Source organism: Streptomyces sp. CB01881 (genome assembly GCF_002953255.1).
Taxonomy (GTDB): domain Bacteria; phylum Actinomycetota; class Actinomycetes; order Streptomycetales; family Streptomycetaceae; genus Kitasatospora.
Genome location: NZ_CP026498.1, coordinates 10,599,292 through 10,612,553, shown reverse-complemented (window position 1 = coordinate 10,612,553; position 13,262 = coordinate 10,599,292). Strand labels below are relative to the sequence as shown.

General features: G+C 75.0%; 9 protein-coding genes and 1 pseudogene. 6 read left to right on the top strand and 4 right to left on the bottom strand.

Features of this window, described 5'->3' with window-relative positions:
• Positions 1–1,713, bottom strand: a 1,713-nt coding sequence (locus tag C2142_RS35705) for a non-ribosomal peptide synthetase (RefSeq protein WP_162002639.1), incomplete at its 3' end; no start/stop codon positions are given.
• Positions 1,714–2,229: 516 nt separating this feature from the next.
• Here C2142_RS35705 and C2142_RS35700 point away from each other — a divergent pair.
• Positions 2,230–2,661, top strand: a complete 432-nt coding sequence (locus C2142_RS35700; RefSeq protein ID WP_148646976.1) for a YchJ family metal-binding protein — start codon at positions 2,230–2,232, stop codon at positions 2,659–2,661.
• Positions 2,662–2,709: 48 nt separating this feature from the next.
• Here C2142_RS35700 and C2142_RS35695 read toward each other — a convergent pair whose 3' ends face one another.
• On the bottom strand, positions 2,710–3,687 hold the full coding sequence (locus C2142_RS35695; RefSeq protein ID WP_241002985.1) for a polysaccharide deacetylase family protein: 978 nt from the start codon (positions 3,685–3,687) through the stop codon (positions 2,710–2,712).
• Between the two features lie 240 nt (positions 3,688–3,927).
• On the opposite strand from C2142_RS35695, the gene C2142_RS35690 reads away from it, so the two are divergent.
• Complete coding sequence (locus C2142_RS35690; RefSeq protein WP_148646974.1) at positions 3,928–4,467, top strand: GNAT family N-acetyltransferase; 540 nt, start codon at positions 3,928–3,930, stop codon at positions 4,465–4,467.
• A gap of 66 nt (positions 4,468–4,533) precedes the next feature.
• Here the strand turns inward: C2142_RS35690 and C2142_RS35685 are convergent, their stop codons facing one another.
• Positions 4,534–5,781, bottom strand: coding sequence for an MFS transporter (locus tag C2142_RS35685; protein WP_241002984.1), 1,248 nt, complete (start codon positions 5,779–5,781; stop codon positions 4,534–4,536).
• Between the two features lie 57 nt (positions 5,782–5,838).
• Here C2142_RS35685 and C2142_RS35680 point away from each other — a divergent pair.
• The 4 genes and pseudogenes from C2142_RS35680 to C2142_RS35665 all read left to right on the top strand — a co-directional run bounded on the left by C2142_RS35680 (position 5,839) and on the right by C2142_RS35665 (position 10,803).
• Positions 5,839–6,805, top strand: a pseudogene (locus C2142_RS35680) (winged helix-turn-helix domain-containing protein).
• Between the two features lie 484 nt (positions 6,806–7,289).
• Positions 7,290–8,873, top strand: a complete 1,584-nt coding sequence (locus C2142_RS35675; RefSeq protein WP_241003334.1) for a M1 family metallopeptidase — start codon at positions 7,290–7,292, stop codon at positions 8,871–8,873.
• A 522-nt stretch (positions 8,874–9,395) separates the two neighbouring features.
• Positions 9,396–9,917, top strand: coding sequence for a SigE family RNA polymerase sigma factor (locus C2142_RS35670; protein WP_148647231.1), 522 nt, complete (start codon positions 9,396–9,398; stop codon positions 9,915–9,917).
• On the top strand, positions 9,904–10,803 hold the full coding sequence (locus C2142_RS35665; RefSeq protein WP_148646972.1) for a hypothetical protein: 900 nt from the start codon (positions 9,904–9,906) through the stop codon (positions 10,801–10,803). The genes C2142_RS35670 and C2142_RS35665 overlap by 14 nt, the downstream gene beginning before the upstream one ends.
• An 80-nt stretch (positions 10,804–10,883) precedes the next feature.
• On the opposite strand, the gene C2142_RS35660 is transcribed toward C2142_RS35665, so the two are convergent.
• Positions 10,884–13,262 (bottom strand): TIR-like protein FxsC (locus C2142_RS35660; protein ID WP_206671093.1); only part of this gene is annotated, 2,379 nt, incomplete at its 5' end.

Below are 13,262 nucleotides of genomic sequence, written 5' to 3'. Positions count from 1 at the left end.
CTGCTCGCCCGGATCGAGCGGGACACGGGTGCCGTACTCCCGCTCGATCCGGGCGAGCAGGCCGGCGGCCAGCAGCGAGTGACCGCCGAGGTCGAGGAAGACGTCGTGCACGCCGACCTCGGGGACGCCCAGCAGTCCGCGCCACAGCTCGGCGATCCGGGTCTCGACGGGGGTGCGCGGCGCGACGAACAGCTCCGCGCCTCCCCGGCTGCGGGCGACCGGCGGCAGCGCCTTGCGGTCGGTCTTGCCGTTGGGCGTGAGCGGCAGCCGGGCCAGGACGCCGACGGCCAGCGGCACCATGTAGCCGGGCAGCGCGGCGGCGCAGTGGGCGCGCAGTTCGGCGGCGGTCGGCTCGGCGGCGCCAGGCCCGGGCTGGACGAAGGCGGCCAGGTAGTCGCCGGCCTCGTCCTGCTGGACGACGGCGGCGGCGGCCTCGACGGCGGGGTGGGCGGCGAGCACCGCCTCGATCTCGCCCAGCTCGACCCGGAACCCGCGTACCTTCACCTGGTGGTCGACCCGGCCGTGGTACTCCAGGTTCCCGTCCGGCAGACGGCGGACGAGGTCCCCGGTGCGGTAGCAGCGCTCGCCGCCGACGGTGACGAACCGCTCCGTGGTGAGGTCCGGGCGGCCGTGGTAGCCGCGGGCCAGGCCCTCGCCGGCGAGGTACAGCTCGCCGATGCCGCCGTCCGGCACGGCGCTCTGCCGCTCGTCGAGGACGTGGCCGGTGGTGCCGGTCAGCGGGCGGCCGATCACGGGTTCGCCGCGCTCGTCGCGGCCGACCAGCGACCAGGTGGAGTAGACGGTGTCCTCGGTCGGCCCGTACAGGTTGTACAGGCGCTCGACCTGCGGCTGGGCGTAGACCTGGTCGGCCAGGTGGCGCGGGAGCGCCTCGCCCGCGAGGTTGACCACGCGTACGCCGCCCGGCAGGCCCCCGCCGCCGGGGAGGCCGGCACCGCGCAGCAGTGCCGCCATCGCGCTGGGCACGGTGTTGACCAGGGTCACGGCGTCGCGGGCGGGCAGCTCGGGCAGCGCAAGGACGTTCTCGGCCACCACGACCGCGCCGCCGACGGCGAGCGGGAAGAACAGCTCGTACACCGAGATGTCGAAGCAGACCGAGGTGCCGAACAGCACGCCGGCCACGTCGGCGGCGCTGTAGGTCCCGGCGGCCCAGCGGAGCATGGCGTTGACGCCGCCGCAGGTCACGGCGACGCCCTTGGGACGGCCGGTGGAGCCGGAGGTGTAGAGCACGTAGGCGAGCGCGTCGGCCGTGTGGGCGGCCGGGGCGAGCGGTGCGGCGGGGCTGTCGCCGTCGGTGTGCAGCAGGGTGGCGCCGGCGCCGGCCAGCAGGTGCTCGTGCGCCCGGTCGGTGACCACGACGGGCGCCTGCGCGTCGCCGATCACCAGCTCCAGCCGGTCCTGCGGGTACGCCGGGTCCAGCGGCACGTACGCGCCTCCTGCGCGCAGTACCGCCAGCAGGGTGACCACGAGGTCCGCCGATCGCGGGAGGCAGACCCCCACCAGCGTCTCGGCGCGCACCCCGGCGCCGGCCAGCCGGCCGGCCAACGCGTCGACCGCGGAGTCCAGTTCCCGGTAGGTCAGGCGCCGCTCACCGTCGATCACGGCGACGGCCTCGGGCGTCCGTCTGACCTGGGCGCCGAGCAGATCGGCCGGCGATGCGATCGGGTCGAACGGAGGAAGTCCCGTCGAACTCATCAACTCTCCTGAGGGATGGCCCTGCGCCGACTTGTGGTCGGCGAGAAATGGGCGGTGTGCCCTCGGAGATGGTGGGGTAAGGATCTTCGGATGGCCAGCACATTTCCCACACTCGTTCGATATGCCGGAAAGATCACCTCTTTCTCTGCGCTGAGCGGTACGCCTGGGTGACGGTTCGTTGGCCATCTTTCACGGACTGTCAGCACTGGTGACATCGGAACGCATTGGCGCTACCTTCATTCCAGCCACGGACCGCTCCGGGTGCGCACCCCTGCGCCCCGCCCGCCGCGATCGCTTGGCATTCCCTTTACCCTGCGTCGTCGCCGGCACGCCACCCTTGCCGCTGCCTTTGCCGCGCCTTTGCCACTCCCGCCGTCGCGGTGGGGCCGGCCGGTGCCGGAGCCCGTGCCCCGGCCCCCGCGACCACGCGACCACGGGTGGGTCCGCACCGGGGCCCCGAGGCGCACTCCCCGGCCCCGGAGCGCGGCACTCCCGCGAGGGGCCAGAATGGACGCCATGTCCCGACGCCGACCTGCGCCCCGCGCCGCCGCACCCCGGCTGCTGCCCTCCTCGCCCTGCCCGTGCGGCCTGTCCGCCTCCTACGGCGACTGCTGCGGCCGCTACCACCGCGGCCAGGCCGCAGCGCCGACCGCCGAGGCGCTGATGCGCTCGCGCTTCAGCGCCTTCGCCGCCCACGACGAGGCCTACCTGCTGCGCAGCTGGCACCCCGACACCCGGCCCGCCACGGTCGACTTCGACCCGGGGCTGCGCTGGGTCCGCCTGGAGGTGCTCTCCACCACGGACGGCGGGCGGTTCCACGCCGAGGGCACGGTCGCCTTCCGCGCCCACTACACCGAGGGCCGGGAGGAGGGCGTCCTGACCGAGCACAGCCGGTTCGTCCGCCACGAGGGCGCCTGGGTGTACCTCGACGCGCTCACCCTGGGCTGAGGACCGCCCGGTCCCGGCGGAGGCGGCCGTCCCGGCCGGCGGCCGCCGCTACAGGTAGTCGTCCAGGCGGGCGAGGGTGAAGCCCTGTGCGGTGACCTCGTTCACGACCTTGCGGAGCAGGTCGGGCATGGTGCCCTTCCACAGGTCGGTGCCCCGGAAGTGGGTGAGGATGATGTCGCCGGGGTGCAGCCGCTGGTCGTCGTACCGGTACTCGACGCGGTCGGGGAACGCCTCCTCGTTCCAGAGCGGCACCGCCTCGATCCCGCAGGAGGCGGCGGCCCGCAGGGTGTCGTCGTTGTACTCGCCGTAGGGGGGCCGGAACAGCCGGGGGCGGGCGCCGATCTGCTGTTCCAGCTGGTCCTGCTGGCGGCAGATCTCGTCGCGCTGCGTGGCATAGTCCAGCACCTTCAGGTTGCGGTGGTTGATGGTGTGGTTGTTCACCGCGTCGCCCTGGGCGGCGAGCCCGCGGAAGTAGCCGTAGTCCGAGCGGGCCAGGTAGTCGGCGACGAAGGTGCTGAGCGGAACCCCGAGCTCGTCCGCCATCCGGGAGAAGTCCGGGTCCTTCTCGGCCCCGTCGTCGACGGTCAGGAAGACGATCTTCTCGTCGGTCGGGACGCGGTACACCACCGGGGGCAGCCCCTCCTGGAGCTTCACCCCCTGCGCCGGCCTCAGCTCCGGCTTCACCAGGGGCCGCTGGGGCGCCCGCGGCGGCAGCTGCTCCAGCCCCCACCGGTGCGCGGTCTCCAGCCCCGCGCGCACGGCCGCCTCCTGCCGGGCCACCGCCTCTCCGCTGCTCTCCTCCTCGGCGCGGGCCAGCCCCGGCAGGGCCAGCGGCACGGCCGGCGGCCTGGGCCCGCCGCGGTCGGCGGCAGCGCCGGCCTCCGAAGGCGGACCGCCCTGCTGCTTCTGCGACCGGCCGTCCGCACCGGCCGGCGCGGCGCTGACGCCGGCTCCCGAGGACGGGCCGCCCGTCCTGCCCTGCGCGGCACAGCCGGCGACCGCCGCGGCCAGGCAGACCGCCGCCACGAGACCGCTCCCGGCCCGGCGGTCGCTCCGCTGACTTCCCCTCAGGCCCCCATTAATACGACAATCCGATGGTGTGTCCATGGAGCACTGCTCCCCCGACACACCCGGCCGCCAATCCCCCCGTCACCCGCCCGGCCCACCTCCCCGGCCCCTCGCCATCGACAGGGCGGCGCGGGCGCCGCGAGCCCGGCGGCCGAAAATCACTGGTGCCGGCGGGATCCGGGTGCCGATAATGCGCGCATGACAGCCAGCACGCCGCACACGACCGATTCCTGGACCGTCTCCCGGGCCGGTGTCGGCTCCACAGAGGCGCAGGTGTTGCTGCGCGAGTACTACACCGACGTCGCCAACCGGTACTACCGGCTGCACCTGGGGCGGGACGGGACGGACGAGGAGATCGAGACCGGCCTGGCCGACTCGCCCAGCGACGACCTCGCCGGGCCGACCGGCGTCTTCCTGCTCGGCCGGTACGGCGGCGAGGCGCAGTCCTGCGCGGGGCTGCGGATCCTCGACGACCGCACCGTCGAGCTGACCAGGGTGTTCGTCCGGCACGCCGTACGCGGCACCGGCGGCGGCGGCCGCCTGCTGGCCGCCGTGGACGAGGCGGCCCGCTCCCTCGGCGCCGAGCGGATCGTCCTCGACACCCGGCTCGACCTGGTCGAGGCGCGCGCGCTCTACGCCCGCCACGGCTACCGCGAGATACCGGCCTACAGCAGCGGCCCGTACGCCCAGGTCTGGTATGGAAAGGACGTCAACACCCCAGAGCACGCCGCGCGTTGAGCGGGCCGACCGGCCGGCCGCCTGCGGCCACCGCCCGCCCCGCGCCGGCTGCGGACACCTGACGCCTCAACACGCGGGCCCACCGGTCTCCAGCCCCGTCCCGTGGACGTCCACCGGGAGATGCGCGTGACCCGGCGCACCGGCCGCGGGCGGTCCGCCGTCGGCTCGGAGACCGGGCGCCAGTAGCAGGGTGACGCCCAGGGAGGCCGCCGCCATCACGGCCATCCCCGCCGACGGCGAGGTGCACTGGGCGACGCCGCCGGCCAGGGCGGCGCCCGCACCCTGCACGGCCAGCATCCCCGAGGAGTGCAGCCCGAGGGCGTGTCCGCCGAGCGCGTCCGGGGTCAGGGCCATCAGGCGCTCCTGGAGCAGCAGGCCCGCCGAGTAGCCGACGGTGGCGAGCACGACCGCCGCCGCTGCGAGCGGCAACGGCGGGTGGACGGCGAAGACCAGGTAGGGGGCGGCCAGCAGGAGGCAGAGCGGGACGGCGAGGCGTTCGCGCAACCGCCGGGGGACGAACCGTCCGGCCAGCAGGTCCCCCACCAGCATGCCGACGGCGCCGCAGGCGAAGAGGAATCCGGCGTGCCGGGGCGCGTACGGGATGTAGAGGGACTCACAGCCGACGATCAGGCCGTTCGGCACCCAGAGTGCGAGATAGACCCGGCGGCGGGGCTTCGACGACCACAACAGGGCGTTGTTCCGCCAGGTCTCCCGGACCGACGGCCGCCCGGCGGCCCGCGGCGGACGGCGGCCGAGCCTGAACCGGGCCACCACGGCCGCCGCGAGGTACAGCGCGGCGCCGGCGAGCAGCGTGCCGCGCGGCGACAGCGCGGTCACCAGGGCGCCACCGACCCCGAAGCCACCGATCTGCACCGCTCCGGTGGACATGTTGAACACGGAGCGGCCCAGCAGGTACCCGTCCTCGGCGAGGAGTTCGTTGAGCAGCCCGTACCGCACTCCGCCGCCCAGCGCGGAGACCGCGCCGAGGACGAGGACGACGGCGAGGACCGCCGGCACGGTCAGGCCGGGGACGGCCTGGACGGCGGTGCCGAGGGCGAACAACAGGGAGAGGCCGGTCAGCGCGGTGCGCGGCGGCAGCCGGTCGGCCGCCGCCAGCAGCGTCGTCGCCCCGACCACCTGGGCGAGGGAGGGGCCGAACATGGCGAGGGCGGAGAGCAGGGGCGAGCCCGTCGCGGCGAAGACCAGCGTGCCCAGGGCGAGCCCGCTCACCGTCTGGGCCGCCACCTGGGCGGCGGAGGCCAGGAGGAGCGGAGTGAACTCCTGGGTGCGGAAGAGGTCCCGGTAGGTGCGCATGACCGGAGTCTCGGGGCCCCCGTGGCGAGCCGTTACTGTTTCGCGGGGAGGCGAAACATGAGCTGGTGGCAGGTGAACGCGGACACGCTGGCGGAGAGCCGTTTCGTCGTCTCGCCCCTGGCCGAGGCCGTCGCGGGCCTGAAGCTCCTGGAACGGGGAACCGCAGCCCACCCGGGCGAGCGCGTCTGGCTGGACGCCCACCGGCCGGCCTACCGGGAGCGGAAGGCCGAGGACCCGGTCACCTCGCTGCTCCTCCACGCCGCCCTGAGGCCCGCCTGGAACGCGACCTTCCTCACGCCCACACCGACGGGCGCGGGCGAGCGGACCTTCGAGGAGGAGCTGCTGCGGATACGGCGGACCCCGCCCGGGACCGCCCGCACCGACCTGGAGGTGGCACTGGGCGGACCGCTCCCCGACCGGCTGGACCGGCCCGACCTCCCGGCGCTCGCCGCCGGCCTCCTGGAGTGGGTCTGGACACGGACGGTGGCACCCGACTGGCCGAGGCGGCGGCGCATCATCGAGGCGGACGTCGTCGCGCGGACGGCCCGACTCGGTCAGGACGGCTGGGCCGGCGCGCTGGACGGCATGCGCGCCGGAATGCGCTGGCTCGGGCAGAGCCGCCTGCAGATCCCACGACCACCCCCCGCAGGAGATCGCCGGGGCGCAGCTGATGTTCGTGCCCGTCACTCCCCGGCAGAGCTGGGTCTGCTGGGAGTCCGGCCGGTACGCCGTGGTCTACCCGTGTTCGGGCGTCCTGGCGGACACCGGCCGGGCACCCGCCGCCCCCGAAGCCCTGCGCGCACTGCTCGGGCCCGCGCGGGCGACCGTCCTCGTGCTCCTCGACCGGCCGAAGAGCACGACGCACCTGGTGGCCCTCACCGGGCAGGGGCTCGGATCGGTCGGCCGCCACCTGAAGGTGCTGCTCGACGCCCGCCTGGTCCAACGGCGCCGGGCCGGACGCTCGGTCCTCTACTACCGGACCGCGGCCGGTGAGGTCCTCGTCGAGGCCCAGGGCGACGGCTGAGGGTCACGGCCGAGGGCCACGGCTCAGGGCAACGGCTCAGGGCAACGGCCGAGGCGGCCGTCCGGCACCCGGCACCCGTGCCGCCCGGCGGACCCGCCTGCCCGCGCCCCGTCCGGGCTTCCGGGTACCGGCCAGGGCGCGGACATAAAGGACGGCCGTCGGACCTGGCCAGGTTCTCCGACGGCCGTGGCTCCGTCCGTCAGGGGGCGGAGCACTTCGAACGTTATGACACTCCGCGCCCGCCCGGCCACCGCACGCGTCCGTCCGGGGGATGCCGCGTGTCGCGCGGGCCGCCCGGACTGTCGGACCCCTCCGCTACGATCCGTACACGCGACGTCACGGAAGGACACGGACCCTGCGCGGACCCGACCGGCGCGGGGAGACCTCGGGGAGACCTCGGGGAGATGAGAACAGCAGCACGGGCCCCGCGACAGACCATGCGAAGGACCAGACGAAGGACCACTCGGAGGACGACGTGAAAGCGGTGATCACCCTGTTCGGGCCCCGTCCCGGCCTTGCCGTCGCGGCCGCCCTCGCCGCGCTGCTCCTCGGGACCGCCGTACCCGCGGCTGCCGCGCCGTCCGCCCTCCCGTCCGGCGCTCCGTACGACGCCACGGGTGCGGGCGGCGTCGGCGACCCGGTCTTCCCCGCACTCGGCAACGCCGGCTACGACGTGCTCGCCTACGACCTCGGCTTCCGCTACCGGCCGGACGGCAATCGGCCGGAGAGCCGGAGTGTCGACGCCACCGCCGTGCTGACCGCCCGCGCGCTCACCGCGCTGCCGGGGCTGGAGCTGGACGCCCTCGGCCTGGACGTGCACGGCGTCCGGGTCGACGGGCGGCCGGCGCGGTACCGGGCGCACGACGAGAAGCTGACGGTCGTCCCGGCACGGGCCGTGCGCCGGGGTGCCGTGCTGCGGATCGAGGTCGCGTACACGGCCGCTCCGCGGGCGAGGCCGCCGCACAGCGGCTGGGTGCCGACGCCCGACGGCTTCGCGGTGGCCGGCCAGCCCGACCACGCGCACACCGTGTTCCCGTGCAACGACCACCCGGGCGACAAGGCCCGGTTCACCATCGACGTCACCGCGCCGGACGGCCTGCTCGGCGTGGCGAACGGCCGCCTCACCGCGACCGACCATCCGGAACGCGGGCTCACCAGGCGGCGGTACGAGTCGCGCGAGCCGATGGCGACGGAGCTGGTGCAGGTCTCCGTCGGCGACTACACCGTGCGCGAACGGACCGGCCCGGGCGGGCTCCCGCTGCGCGACGTCGTCCCCGCCGCCCGCGCCGCCGCCCTGGAGCCCGCGCTCGCGCTCACCCCCGGTCAGCTGGAGTGGGCCGAGCAGCACCTCGGCCCGTTCCCGTTCGAGACGTACGGGCTGCTGCCCGTCAACACCGACGACCCGGCCGCCTTCGAATTCACCGGCCTGGAGACGCAGACCCTGACGCTCTACAAGCCGGGCTTCCTGCTCCAGCCGGAACCGCAGATCGGCTCGCACATGATGCACGAGCTGGTGCACTCGTGGTTCGGGAACAGCGTCTCGCCGCGCACCTGGGCCGACCTCTGGCTGAACGAGGGGCATGCCGACCTCTACGGCCTGATGTACCGCTACGACCGCGGCTGGCCCGACTCGGCGGGCTTCACCTCCCTCACCGACCGGATGCGCGACGTCTACGCCATGGGCGACCAGTGGCGGCACGACTCCGGGCCGGTGGCCGCGCCGACGGCGGCGGCCCTCTTCGACAGCCAGCGGTACACGGGCGGCGCCCTGGTGCTGTTCGCGTTGCGCGAGCGGGTCGGGGTGGGCGCCTTCGACCGGATCGAACGGGCCTTCCTCCAGCGGTACCGGTACGGCACGGCCACCACTGCGGACTACATCCGCACCGCCTCGGAGGTCTCCGGCCAGGACGTCACCGGCCTCCTCACCGACTGGCTGTACGGCGAGCGCACCCCGCCCATGCCGGGCCACCCGGACTGGACGGTCACCCCTCCCGCCGCCCCCACCACCGGAAACGGACCGGCCGGCCGCGGGCCGGCCGCCGCGCCGCGCGGTTCCGGGACGCTCTGACCGGACCCCGGCCGCCTGCACGGACCGCGGGTGCCGCGTCCTGTGATGCAGCGCGCGTTGGGCGCCACATCCCGTGGGCGCCGCGCGCTTCGGGCGTACGGCCGGTGCGCCGGTCCGGTGCGCTCGGGCGCCTGCCGCGCGCCCCTGGACCGTGGGGGCCCGCGGACGCATCGTGGTGCCACGGCCCGCCCGCCGCCCGGCCGAGTTCCGGCCGGCTCGCGGGCCGTCCAACGCCTGCGGGCACAGCCCCGGCCCGTGCCCCGATCCGCACCGCGATCCGCCGCCCGGCCCGCACCCGGTCCGTGGCCCGGCCGGCTCCCCCGTCGGCCCCCGGTGGCGCCCCGGAGAATGTCCCGAGAAAACCGCCGTCACCAGGCAACCTGTCCAGGCTCCCACCGCGTTCAGCTGCCGTGAGACGAACACGGACGACACCGAGGACGCGGCCGCAACGGCCGGACGGTCCGGCGGACGCGGCGGGAACAACAGGAACACCGATGGGAACACCATGGCGGGGGCAGGATGATGAGGGACGCGACACCGGACTTCGAGGAGTTCGTCGCCGCCCGCAGCCCGCGTCTGCTGCGGGTCGCGTGGTTGCTGACCGGCGACCCGCACCTGGCGGAGGACCTCTTGCAGACGGCACTCGCCAAGGTCTGGCCGAAGTGGGAGAAGATCTCCATCGAGCACCCGGAGGCGTACGTCCGGCGTGTGCTGGTGAACGCGCACGTCTCCTGGTGGCGCCGCCGCTGGCACGGGGAGCTGCCGCACGGCGAGCTGCCGGAGCCGCCGACGGACGCGGACCCGTTCGAGGACGTGGTGCTCGGCCAGGTGGTGGCGGCCGCCGTCCGGACGCTGCCGCCGCGTCAACGGGCGGTCGTGGTGCTGCGCTACTTCGAGGACCTCAGCGTCGAGGAGACGGCCGAGGCCCTGGGCTGCAGCACGGGCACGGTCAAGAGCCAGACGCACCGGGCACTGCTGGCACTGCGCGGCAAGCTGCCCGCCCGGGAGCTGCTACTGGAGGGGGCACGCCGTGAGCTGGTCTGACACCGGCGGCCGCGGTGACGTGTCCGGCCACGGCCTGGGTGAACGCCCGGTCGACTCCGAGGAGGAGCACGAGCTGCGTGTTCTCCTCCAACGCGCCGCCCCGCACCTCACGGCGCCCACCGACCGGATGGACCGGATCCGCGAGCGCGCCGACCGGACCCGTCGGCGGCGGCGGACCGCCGCGCTGGCGGCCGGCCTGACCACCGGTCTGGTCGCCGCCGCCCTGGCCGCCGCCCCGGCGCTCGCCCCCGGCCACCCGGCCGATGCCCTGCACCCCGCGACCGGTACGCCGCCGTTGGCCGGGGCGCCGTCGGCGACTGCGCCGACCCTCGCCACGGACGCCCCGAGCCCCGGGCCGACCGTCCTTCCGAGTGCTTCGCCGAGCACGTCCTTGCCCCCCGGCGGGCGGCCGCTGTGGTTCCCGGACATCGGCGGCGTGATCGTCGACCTGCCGGCCGGCTGGTCGAGCGCGGTCGTCCCGGCCGCCGAACCACTCGCCTCCACCGGCTACGTGGCGAGCGAGCCGTTCGGCACCAAGGCGCCCTGCCCGCCCCAGCAGGCCGGCTGCGGACCTCTCGGCCGGATCACCGAGGGCGGTGCGCTGGTCACCCTCACCCTGGTCGACAACCTGGACGCCGCCGGGAAGCCGTCCGGCGGGATGGCCGAGGTCGAAACCGAGGTCGACAAGACGTGCGGCCTGCGCGGCGGTACGCGCGAACTGGTGGGCCACCGGATCGTCCTCGTGGCCAACAGGGTGGCTACGGTCGAGCTGATCGGCTGTATGAACCGGCCTGCCCCGGAGACCGTGCAGCTCGTGCAGCAGGTCTTCGAGACGGTCCGCACGACCGGGGTCGCCTCGGCCGCGCCCGGCAGCACCCGTCGCTGACGGCCACCGCACCCGGAGGCGGTTCCGCCGGGCCCGTACCCGTCGTGCCGTCGCGGGTGCGGCGCCGCCGGAGGGGGCGGCTACTCGTCCCGGAAGGTCCTGCGCACCCGGCCCTTCTGCTCGTCGAAGACGCGGGCGGCCCTCCGCACGGCGTCGGGCAGGGCGTCCTCGAACGCCTCCAGGTCGGCGAGGGGCGCCGAGGCGAAGCGCTTCTGCTGGGCCCACGACTGGCCGTCCAGCAGCGCCGCGGCGGACCCATGCAGCGCGCCGAGGCGGGCTTCCTCCTCGTCGCTGCTGCTCCACGGCTCCAGGACGCTCATCCACCCGGAGTTGCGCTCGGCCACCCGCATCAGCCGCCCCTGCCGCCGCGTGTCCAGCAGCACCCAGCGGTCCAGCAGGAGCACGGCCGGGGCGGGCTGCTCCTGCTGCACGAGGATCCGTTCGGACTCCGTGTCGAAGTCGTGCACCGTGGGCCGGAACCCCTCCCGTCGGGCGAGCTCGGCCGCGTGCTCCGCCAGCGGCCCGGCCAGTTCGCCCGGGTAGGGGTTCCAGTCGGTGCGGGCCGGACCGTAGCTGGCGGGACTGCGGCCGGCCGGCAGTTCGTCCCGCCGGTAGGAGTACACCAGCACCCGCAGGTCCCCCGCCGGTTCCGGCTGCCCGGACCTGTCGGGCGGGGCGTCCCCTGCCCGGGGCTGCTCGAACGCGCTGGGCAGGGCGCCGAGGTCCAACGGCTGCCCGACCGAGATGTCCGTCCCGTCCGCCACCGCCACGATCCGCCGGGCCAGCCGGTGCACGGCCAGCTCGTAGGCGGGCCGGTGGTAGCTGAGCTTCATCAGCGTCAGCAGCCCCTCGGTGTCGTAGTCCGGGCCGAAGTCGGCGGTGTCGGCCTGGAGCCGGGCGGCCGCCTCGGGCGGGCGGTAGCGCTCCATCGGGATCCACTTCACCGGCACGATGCCCGTGCTGAACCCCGCGCCCGGACTCTGTGGGGAAACCGGCCGTCGGGTGAAGGCCTCCCACTCGCGGCCGCACCGTTGGCTCTGGAAGTACCGCCTGGTGTACAGGGGGACGAAGACCCGGCAGGACGCCAGCGCCAGCGCGACCCGCTCGTCGGAGACCGGTCCCTCGTCCAGGCCGTCGTCCATGAAGCCGACCGGGACTCCCCGGGGGACATCGGTGATCTCCAGGATCGCCTCGTTGAGGTCCTGGAAGAGCCTGCGTACCCAGATGTCGTCGGCGCCCCGCCCGCTTCGGGGCGCATCGAAGTGGCTGAGGTAGAAGTACGGCCGGAGGTCGAGCTCGGCCCGGAGGTCGTCCGTGTTCCACCCCATCGGCCACACCCGGAAGTGCCTCTCCGCCAGGGCCTCCAGCTCCTGCGCCAGCGCCAACCCGCCCCGGTCACGGGCGACCTGGGCCATTCGTCGCAGGTCTCCGCGGTGCCCGTGATCGAGCAGGCCCCGCCGGAGCTCATGACGTACCTCGGCACCCGGCACACCGCGCAGCCAGGTCTCGACGAGCGGGTGCAGGGTGTAGGACGCCGCAGCGGGCGCGCCGTCCGACTCCCCCCGGGACCGGGCGAGCAGCGCGGCACCGCCGTCGTCCCGCGCCGTCGCGTACGCCAGCGCGAGGGTGAGCCAGCCCGGCGGCCGGCGGAACCACTGCTCCGACGTCAGGTATCCGGGCGCAGCCGTCTCCAGCAGCGCGCCGGCCAGGGCCGGCCGGTGCCCCAGGGCCAGTGCGTCGACCGCCGCGGCCAGCACGGCGTGCACCGTCTCCGGCGCCTCGGCCAGACGACGTCGCAACCCTGCTGCGACGGCGAGGAGTTGGACGACGCGGTTGCCGGCCGCGACCCGGACGGCCTCGGCGAGTCTGACGTCGCCGTGTACTGCCTGCTCGGCCTCCTGCGGGGTGAACCGCTCGGGCACCTCGATGATGTGCACGTGCTCCGACGCCCCGTGCTCCACGGCCCTCCCGATGAGGGGACCGCTCAGGGATCCGGAGCGGAGCGTGCCCAGGAGGAGGGTCGGCCGCCCGGCCCGGTCCAGCAGCTCGGCCAGCAACTCGGCGAGGCCGTCGCGCTGCCCGAGGGAGGTCAGCACGTCATCGGCCCGGTCCAGCCAGATGACCGTGCGCGGCCCCACCTCACCGGCCCGGCGCCCCGGTCCGAGCAGGCTCTCCGCCCGCCGGACCGTCCAGTCGGGGGGCAGCCCGCGCAGCGCCTCGAAGCAGGCCCGGGTCTTGCCGACCGCCGGGCCACCGGTGAAGAGCCCGGCCGTGGTCTCGCCGTCCACGGCCAGCTCGGCCAGCTCCCGGCCGGCTTCGTCCAACTCGCGCCGGAGGTAGGGGGTGAGGGCGGGCAGGCCCGGCCGCTGCTCGGCGGGCCGGACGCCGAGCAGCTCGGGCCGCTCCAGCGCCTCGGCGACGGACATCACCGTCCAGCCCGGCTGCTCGCCTCTGCTCCT

What these genes read in the sequence shown, in the direction of transcription:
- C2142_RS35700 (WP_148646976.1), top strand. Translation starts at nt 2,230, where the DNA reads ATGTCCCGACGCCGACCTGCGCCCCGCGCCGCCGCACCCCGGCTGCTG.
- C2142_RS35690 (WP_148646974.1), top strand. Translation starts at nt 3,928, where the DNA reads ATGACAGCCAGCACGCCGCACACGACCGATTCCTGGACCGTCTCCCGG.
- C2142_RS35685 (WP_241002984.1), bottom strand. Translation starts at nt 5,781, where the DNA reads ATGCGCACCTACCGGGACCTCTTCCGCACCCAGGAGTTCACTCCGCTC.
- C2142_RS35670 (WP_148647231.1), top strand. Translation starts at nt 9,396, where the DNA reads ATGAGGGACGCGACACCGGACTTCGAGGAGTTCGTCGCCGCCCGCAGC.